The 9,250-nt window shown below is 45.8% G+C and carries 8 protein-coding genes; 6 read left to right on the top strand and 2 right to left on the bottom strand.

Features of this window, described 5'->3' with window-relative positions; genetic code table 11:
* Window positions 1–53: 53 nt before the first annotated feature.
* The 6 genes from KNP79_RS07685 to KNP79_RS07710 all read left to right on the top strand — a co-directional run bounded on the left by KNP79_RS07685 (window position 54) and on the right by KNP79_RS07710 (window position 6,821).
* Window positions 54–1,238: a galactokinase gene (locus tag KNP79_RS07685; RefSeq protein ID WP_215191827.1), complete on the top strand. Its 1,185-nt coding sequence runs from the start codon at window positions 54–56 to the stop codon at window positions 1,236–1,238.
* Window positions 1,238–2,239, top strand: coding sequence for a UDP-glucose 4-epimerase GalE (galE, locus tag KNP79_RS07690; RefSeq protein WP_215191828.1), 1,002 nt, complete (start codon window positions 1,238–1,240; stop codon window positions 2,237–2,239). Before KNP79_RS07685 ends, galE begins: the two co-directional genes overlap by 1 nt.
* The gene (locus KNP79_RS07695; protein ID WP_215191830.1) at window positions 2,239–3,753 is read left to right on the top strand and encodes a UDP-glucose--hexose-1-phosphate uridylyltransferase; all 1,515 of its coding nucleotides are present in this window, start codon (window positions 2,239–2,241) and stop codon (window positions 3,751–3,753) included. Before galE ends, KNP79_RS07695 begins: the two co-directional genes overlap by 1 nt.
* Window positions 3,722–4,747, top strand: coding sequence for an aldose epimerase family protein (locus KNP79_RS07700; RefSeq protein WP_215191832.1), 1,026 nt, complete (start codon window positions 3,722–3,724; stop codon window positions 4,745–4,747). The genes KNP79_RS07695 and KNP79_RS07700 overlap by 32 nt, the downstream gene beginning before the upstream one ends.
* Window positions 4,748–4,763: 16 nt before the next feature.
* Window positions 4,764–5,750 carry a LacI family DNA-binding transcriptional regulator gene (locus tag KNP79_RS07705; protein ID WP_214714280.1) on the top strand — a complete coding sequence of 329 codons (987 nt, stop codon included), beginning with the start codon at window positions 4,764–4,766 and terminating at the stop codon, window positions 5,748–5,750.
* Between the two features lie 108 nt (window positions 5,751–5,858).
* Window positions 5,859–6,821: an aldose epimerase family protein gene (locus KNP79_RS07710; RefSeq protein ID WP_215191834.1), complete on the top strand. Its 963-nt coding sequence runs from the start codon at window positions 5,859–5,861 to the stop codon at window positions 6,819–6,821.
* A gap of 123 nt (window positions 6,822–6,944) precedes the next feature.
* Here KNP79_RS07710 and KNP79_RS07715 read toward each other — a convergent pair whose 3' ends face one another.
* A complete protein-coding gene (locus KNP79_RS07715; RefSeq protein ID WP_215191836.1) occupies window positions 6,945–7,610 on the bottom strand; it encodes a retron system putative HNH endonuclease in 666 nt (221 codons plus the stop codon).
* Window positions 7,600–9,250: AAA family ATPase (locus tag KNP79_RS07720; RefSeq protein ID WP_215191838.1), on the bottom strand; the 1,651-nt coding region annotated here is incomplete at its 5' end. The genes KNP79_RS07715 and KNP79_RS07720, both read right to left, overlap by 11 nt.

Raw genomic sequence — 9,250 nt, forward strand, 5'->3', positions numbered from 1 at the left:
TGACGAGAATGGAGTTGTGAAAGCGTTTACTCAATCGTCCGAGGAGGATTACTATGAATCAAAAACAAATGATTGCGTCGTATAAAAAAACGTTCGAGACAGAACCGACGCATCTCTTTTTCGCACCTGGTCGAATCAATTTAATCGGCGAGCATACGGACTACAACGGGGGACATGTCTTTCCGGCTGCGATTACGTTCGGAACGTACGTCTTGATGCGGAAGCGTGAAGACGATGTCGTCCGCTTCTATTCAGAGAACTTTCCTGAAGCAGGGGTGATTGAACGTCGACTAGGCGATTTAGCGTTCCGGGAAGAAGATGACTGGGCGAACTATCCGAAAGCGATGCTTCATTTGTTGCAGGAACGGACTCAGGCCATCACCACGGGCATCGACATGTGGTTCTTCGGAAACATTCCGAACGGTGCCGGATTGTCTTCATCTGCATCAATCGAGCTGGCGACGGCGTTTGGACTGAATGTGATCGAGCGACTCGACCTTGAACCACTTGAGCTCGTGAAGCTGGGGCAACGGGCCGAGAACGAGTACATTGGTGTCAACAGTGGGATTATGGATCAGTTCGCCATCGGCATGGGCAAGCGAGGTCACGCGATGCTCCTCGATTGCGACACGCTTGCGTGTGAATATGCACCCATCGACTTGGATGGTCTCTCAATCGTCATCATGAATACGAACAAGCGACGGGAGCTGGCCGACTCGAAATACAATGAACGTCGGGCCGAGTGTGAGACGGCGCTCGAGCAGTTGCAACGTACGCTATCGATTCAGTCGCTCGGTGATGTGACACCGGACACGTTCGAGTCGAACGTCTCTCTGCTTCAAGACGAGACGCTCGTCAAACGGGCTCGACACGCCGTCTATGAAAACGATCGGACGCTCCAGGCGCTCGTGGCGTTAAAAGCGAATCGGCTCGAGGATTTCGGCCGTCTCATGAATGCGTCACATGTCTCGCTTCGAGATGATTACGAAGTGACGGGGAAAGAGCTCGATACGCTCGTCGAGGCCGCTTGGGCGAACGGGGCCATCGGGGCCCGGATGACCGGTGCCGGTTTTGGAGGATGTGCGATTGCCCTCGTCCGCGATGAGGCAATTGATTCGTTTCGTCAGGCGGTGTCCGAACGGTATTCGGAAGTAATCGGGTATGCCCCGACGTTCTATGTGGCCTCAATCGATGAAGGGGCGCATGAAATGAAGCTTGGGATGAAGGAGGAAGTGTGATGACAACATTAGTCGTTGGTGGGGCCGGTTATATCGGATCACATGCTGTATATCAATTATTGGATCGCGGCGAGGATGTCGTCGTGATTGATAATCTGGAGACGGGGCATCGGGAATCGGTTCATCCGCAGGCGCGGTTTTATGAAGGCGATATTCGAGACCGCAGCTTCTTGAGCGACGTGTTCGCGACAGAAACGATTGATCAAGTCGTCCATTTCGCTGCCAACTCGCTCGTCGGCGAGTCGATGACCAATCCGCTAAAATATTATGACAACAACGTCCATGGAACGCAGTGCTTGCTCGAGGTGATGGTGGCCCATGACGTAAAACGTCTCGTTTTCTCGTCGACGGCAGCGACATACGGTGAACAAGACGTGATGCCGATTACGGAGGAAGCGGTGACGAGACCGACGTCGACTTATGGGGAGACGAAGCTTGCGATGGAGCGAATGATTCATTGGACAGAGGCGGCGCATGGATTACGATTCGTCTCGCTCCGTTACTTCAACGTGGCCGGTGCGCGCGCAGGCGGTGTCATCGGTGAGGATCACTATCCAGAGACGCACTTGCTGCCACTCGTTCTTCAAGTCGCGAACGGTCAGCGTGAGGCAATCTCTATTTTTGGGACGGATTATCCGACGGTGGATGGGACATGCATCCGGGATTACATTCATGTGGAGGACTTGATTCAAGCGCACGTTTTGGCGCTCGACTATTTGAAAGAAGGCGGGGCGAGCGAGGTGTTTAACCTCGGTTCGAACAGCGGTTTCTCTGTCCAAGAGATGATTGAAGAAGCGCGGGCGGTTACCGGTCATGCAATCCCGGCCGTGGAACAAGAGCGCCGTCCAGGTGACCCGCCGCGTCTCATCGCGTCATCGGCGAAAGCGAAACGCATCCTCGGATGGGAACCATCGCGCACTGACGTGAAACGAATCATTCAAGACGCTTGGGATTGGCATCGGGCGCATCCGAACGGCTATAAGGGAGGTATGACGTCTTGATGAATACGTATATCGAAGGATTGATTGATGAGGCGAAGCGTCAAGAGTTGATTACAAGTCGTGACATCGTCTATTGTCGCAACCGCCTATTCGATTTATTAGGAGTCACGTGGGCTGAGGTCCCACGTAGCGACGGGAGCATTCCTGAACTGTTAAATCACATCACAGAGGAAGCGGTGCGGCAGAACCTGATTGAGGACTTTTTGGAAACGAAAGAGATTTTAGCTGCTAAAGTGATGGATGTATTTTTACCAAAACCGTCTGATTTGGAGTACATGTTCCAACTTAAATACTTTGATGAACCGACAAAAGCGACCGATTACTTCTATCACTTGTCTCAAGCATCGAACTATATTCAGACGGCACGAATTGCCAAAAACATCTCGTATCAAGTCGCGACGTCATATGGAGAACTCGATATCACCATTAATATGTCGAAACCGGAGAAAGATCCAGCTGAAATCGCGCGACAAAAATTGCTGCAACCAGCTGCAGGATTGGTCGACTATCCGAAGTGTCTCCTATGTGTCGAGAATGAGGGATACGCTGGCCGATTGGACCACCCGGCACGTACGAATCACCGTGTCGTCCCGATTCGTTTGGGCGGACAACCGTGGTATTTCCAATACTCGCCGTATGTCTATTACAACGAGCATTGCATCTTATTGTCGGAAGAGCATCGGGACATGGTCATCGATGAAGGGGCGTTCGAGCGCTTATTAGATTTCGTCGACAAGTTCCCGCACTATTTCGCCGGGTCGAACGCCGACTTGCCGATTGTCGGAGGCTCCATCTTGTCGCACGACCATTACCAAGGAGGGCGTTACGATTTTGCGATGGCCCGGGCCAAGGAACTATTCCCGCTGGAGCTCAAAGCGTTCCCTTCGATTGAGGCGACATATTTAAAATGGCCATTATCGGTCGTCCGTCTGCGAGGAATGGAGAAAGAGCAATTGATTCAAGCGGCCACGCTCGTGCTCGCTCATTGGCGGGTCTATTCGGATGAATCGCTCAATATTCTCACTGAAACGGATCAGCCACATAACACGATTACGCCGATTGCGCGTCGCCGAGGGGATGCGTTCGAACTCGATCTCGTTCTCCGCAACAACCGGACGACCGCAGACCATCCGATGGGGCTGTTCCATCCCCATGAGGACGTCCATCACATTAAACGAGAGAACATCGGATTGATTGAAGTGATGGGACTCGCGGTCTTGCCGGCACGGTTGAAAGCAGAGTTACGAGAAGTCATCCGCTATGTGGAGGGACGTCCGGCATCGGTCGAACCGATGCATCAAGCGTGGGCGGATTCATTAAAACAAATGGCCACGCATGACGTCGAGACGCTCGTTTACGAACAAGTCGGTCGGAAGTTCTTGAAAGGTTTAGAAGATTGCGGCGTATATAAACAAGATAAAACGGGATACGAGGGCGTGAAACGTTTCATCGACTCGATGCACACACAAGGAGGGTTGCGGGATGCGGCGTCTGTTCGGGCATTTGAACAATGAACCAATTTTCGAATATACTATATTTAACCAAAACAATCATGCCGTTTCTGTATTGAACTACGGCGGAATCATTCGAAGTTGGATGGTACCGGAACGTGACGGTCAAATATCCAATATCGTCCTCGGTTTTGACACAATCGAGGAGTATGTCGAGCACTCGCCGTATTTTGGAGCGATAATAGGGCGTCACGCGGGTCGAATCGCAGATGGGACGTTCCGGATTGAGAATGAGATGTATCGCTTGGCCAAAAATGATGGCGCGAATCACCTTCATGGTGGGGTTCAAGGATTTGATCGCCACATCTGGCAGGTTGAGCAACACGAGCAAACGCTCGTGTTGACGCGGACGAGCCCACATCTTGAAGAAGGCTACCCAGGCGAACTCACCGTTCAAGTGACGTATGAGCTGACGGATGAAGGGGAGCTCGTCATTTCATATGAAGCGACGACGACCGAACCGACCGTCTGCAATCTGACGAACCACACGTATTTCCAACTTGGAAGAATCGGTGAAACGGTGGCGGCGCAAGAACTGAGCATCGCGGCTGACGCGTTCGCACCGATTCGACCAGACTCGATTCCGACAGGTGAAAGAATCCCGGTCGAAGGTACCTTATTCGACTTTCGTTCGCCCCGGCTACTCGGATCCGGTTTTCATCGACTGGATGAACAGTTAGAGCACGCGCAAGGCGGGTATGATCATCCTTTCTTTTTGAACGAGACAGACGAGTCGCCTCAAGCGACACTGCATGACCGCGACACCGGGCGTCGATTAACGATGCGAACGGACTTGCCGGTCCTCGTCGTCTATAGCGGCAATCAATTGGATGGCACCATTACAGTAGAAGAAACCATCATTCCACAATACGGGGCGATTTGTCTCGAAGCACAACGGTTACCAAATGAAATCAATGAAGTCACTACCTCAAGCGCCATCTTGTCTCCCGGAGAGACGTATCGGGCGACAACGGTATACCAGGTGACGACGGACTAGTATAGGGGAGAAGCACATGGCTACGATTAAAGACATAGCGAAGCGAGCGAACGTGTCCATCGCGACCGTCTCGCGTGTACTCAATTTGGACCCATCTCTGTCGGTGACGGCAGAGACGAAACAACGTATATTTGAGATCGCCGAACAAATGGATTATCAAAAGAAGGGTACCAAACGGACACGCGTCCAAAAAGTAGCTTTGGTTCACTGGTTCACGGAAGAAGAAGAATTGAACGATCTTTACTATATGGCCATTCGTCATGGGATTGAAAATGCCTGTCGCCAACAAGGCCTCGACGTTCAAAAATACACGTATCAACAGTTGGAAGACGTCAGCCAAGCGAATGTAGAAGGGATTATCGCGGTCGGAAAGTACAGCCATCAAGAAATCGAATCGTTAAAAAAAGCAGCGGACGCTATCGTGTTCGTCGACTACACGCCTGAAGACGAGCGCTATGATTCTGTCGTGACTGATTTCTCGAAGGCGACACTAAAGATTCTCCATCACTTTTGGCACCAAGGGGTGACGGACATCGGCTATATCGGTGGACGAGAGACGTCACGCGACGGGTCCGAAATTTTTGCGGATGCGCGGGAACAGACGTATGTCCAGTTCATGAAAAATCACGACGTCTTCTTGCCGGAACGGATGATGGTCGGTAAGTTTTTGGCGGACGACGGATATCGGATGATGAATGCGATGATTACCGAAGACGAGGTGCCGAAAGCATTACTGATTGCGAGCGATACGTTGGCAATCGGTGCCCTGCGTGCCCTTCATGAAAAAGGGGTCCGGGTCCCGCACGACGTCTCGATGATCAGCATCAACGATATTAGTGTCTCGAAGTACGTCTATCCGGCCTTGTCGACAATTCATGTCCACACGGAGATGATGGGAGAGACGAGCGTCGAGCTGTTGCTAGAACGATTGAACGGACGGAAAATCGGCAAGAAAGTCGTATTGCCGACAGAACTCATTCTCCGCAACAGTAGCCAACAATAAGCGATTCGACCGCCACGAGATTGTGGCGGTTTTTTTGATGGGATTATCCAACGGAAAGGGAGGGAACAAGTAGCATAGTTAAGACTCTAATCAAAGTAGGTGAGCTAGTTGAGAGAAGGAACGATTGAAAACAAGAATGGCATGCGTTTATCAGCCATTTCGTACGGGTGTGCCATGACCGAGTTGACGGCACCCGACCGTGACGGCAACATGGACTCCGTCATTTTGAAATATGTCAGTCCCGAACAATACCTTGAGAACCCGGTCTATCTCGGTTCTGTCGTCGGACGGATTGCCGGTCGGATCCGCAATGCGGAGATTGATGGTGTGGCCTTGACCCCAAGCGAGGCCCCGCATCATATCCATGGCGGAGACGACGGCATCACATTCCGACATTGGGACATGGACGTCGAGGGGCAGGCGATTACTTTTACGTATGTAAGTCCGGACGGGGAAGAGGGGTATCCCGGCAACGTCACGTTCAAGGTCGTCTATGAGTTGACGGACGACAATGAGCTCGTCGTCACGATGACGGCCCAGACGGACAAGCGGACGTGGGTCAACTTGAATCATCACAACTATTTTAATCTCGGCGGACGGCCGACGATTCATGATCACGTGTTGACGCTCCCGGCCGAACACGTCGCACGACTCGATGACGAGTCGCTGCCGACGGGTGAGTTGCTTGAGGTATCTGACACACCGTTCGACTTCCGTGATGGGAAGCTAGTCGGGGAGTCGATTTCGTCGGAGCACGAGGCGATTGTAAAGGCTGGAGGATTGGATCATCCGTTCTTCTTGAAGGACGGGGTGACCCGGCTACACGATCCGGTGAGCGGACGCGTCATGGACGTCGAGACGAACCAACCGGTCATGGTCGTCTATACGGCGAACTTCCTCAGTGAAGAGACGCCTGTCACGCTTGAGGAACGACAGAAACATAGTGCGATTTGTTTAGAAGCCCAAGCGTTCCCGGACGCACCAAATCATCCAGACATCGCCACATCGATTGAATTGAACCCCGAGGAGTTGTATCACTCGAGGACGGTTTATCGGTTTGGGGTGGAGTGATTAATAAAAAATACACGTCTTGAGTCCTGTTACATAAGACTTAAGACGTGTGTTTTGTCTATATTTTGAAAAATGTGAATACGGAAAAATTGTTTTTATAATAATTATAGATTTGTCATTCTTTTAAAGAGTCTTCTTATACGTCGTTGATTTTAATATATCAGCAATTTGTTCACTAGTTAAAGATGTTGATGTTAATATTTCTTCAGCCTGTGTTTCTTCCAAAGCAGCCTTCAATATATCCATCAGTTTATTTCTACCGCGTGCATTTATATGAGCTGCACTATTTAAATCGAATAAATCTATAGTGTCTCTCCCTTTGAGAGTCTTGTTTTGCACTATCATCCCAAATCCACTAAATACATAATCAAAATGAACATCAGGGTTGTCGAAAAAAGGATGATAAATTTTAAAAGTACATTCCTTGTAATTTTGACTGTAATGAATAACAGGATCAAATGTACCTTTTTTTATAGGTGAGTTACATAAATGACATGCTAAGACTAGATTTAAAGGAGTAAAAGTAAATTCGAGATATTTAGGTATTTTTAGACCGCCTTTTGGAGCTATATGTTCTAATTCGGAAGACGATGTTTCGTTAAAATCTAAACCACAGTATGCACATTTAGAATTTTGTAGAATTAAGAGTTGATTTCTTAGTTGTGTTTTTAACAATTTAATATTGTTATTTTGCTTATCCCATGCCCCTGCCTGCCAAGGTTTAATTTTTCTTAAGTGCTTTTTCACTGAATTAGAATATCTAGTACGACCATTTATTTTAGGAATCATTTTTTATATACCTTTCCACTTCAAAAATTAAAAGATTAACTGGATCGTTCTGATCTATAATGTAAGATTGAATTTTTGACTTTAAGTAGGTGATTCTGTCAAAATCCTTAGAATTAATACTTATTAAATTTATCAACTCTCTCAAATCAATTTCAAAATATAAGTTTCGTGTAGTTCGAACTCCGAAAACATTGTAGAGTATATTTTCGGCAGAAAGGCCATAAGTATTAAAGTCTAATAAATTTGCTTCCCTATATAGATGCTTATCTTCTTTTAATAATTTTAAATGCACGAGAGAAGAAGAAGCTTTTTCTAAATCTGAAACTAAATAATGTGAATGGGTAGCCATAATAAAATGGCAACTTTTCATTCTACTAAAAATAACCTTTAATGCATTTATATAATTCATTTGCCAATTTGGGTGAAGACTTAATTCGGGTTCATCTATAAGGACTAAGGAATTTTCTTTAAGTTCTGCTGCAATATTGATTAAGGTAAAGAGGAGATGTTTTTCGCCCGAAGAGGCATATTCGAATTCAAAATCATCATCTTTATAAAACTTTAAAATGGGAGACTTAATAAGTTTTAACTCTATCAATTTTAATAAAACATTATAATCTTCTGATAATTCGTATTTTTTTGACTTGCTATTATCGAAACTAATTAAGTACTCTAAACAGTTTTTATTATTTAGTTTGATTTTAGACCTGTCTCTAGAAATATTATTTATAAAGTACTCAATATCCTCTATATCATTCTGAGTATATTTTCTAATTGAGTCTGATCTAAAATCATTTTTCTTTTTAAATGAATTAATTTTATTCTCTATAGTTGAATAAGCTGATTTTCTAGAGAACAATGTTTTGTTAGTTGGTTCGAATAGAATTGAAATTTTTGGTTGAAAACTCATAAAATGAAAAATTTTATTTAAATTTTCAATAAAATCTATATTGTCAATATTTCGAATTAAATTATTTGAAACTCTATTGATTATAGAAGTGGTCCAAGTGGCATTTGAAGTTCTTCGTATACCAAGATAACTATAAAACTCATCTCTTTTTGTATCGTATGGAGAAAATGTGAACTTATCATTAATCATAAATGAAGTAGCTAATATCCTAGCAGGTAAATCATTTTTACCGTAATCAATTAAAGCATCATTCTTAAAACATCTTAATTGTTTATTAATGATTTCAATTCTATATTTATTTTTTGAAATGAAATATTCTAAATAATATTCGTCGTATCGCAAAGACAAATCACTCTTTCTCATAGAAGAGTCTAGGATACGAAGTATTTCAGAAATCACCGTAAGTAAGTAACTTTTTCCAGTTCCATTTTCACCAATAATTACTGTAGAAAATAAAGTGCTTCGATCAATTGGATTTTCAACGAATTTTACATCAAAAACATATTTTGAGTTTTTTATTACTTGTAGTTTAGATAAAGTAAACAATATGAAGTAACCACCTTTTTCTTGGATATTTAATACATAATAAATTAAAGAGTGGCTCATCACCATAAGGTGTGGTTGACACATAAAATCCATCGGATTTTGAATTGAACATAGAAAAAAAGCGAAAACCCCGGTATCGTAATTGTTGCTTAGACAAACCACGATTGGAGTTTTCGCTTTGTCC

Origin of the sequence: Exiguobacterium sp. s7 (assembly GCF_018618195.1) — a bacterium.
In the GTDB taxonomy this organism is placed as follows: Bacteria; Bacillota; Bacilli; order Exiguobacteriales; family Exiguobacteriaceae; genus Exiguobacterium; species Exiguobacterium mexicanum_A.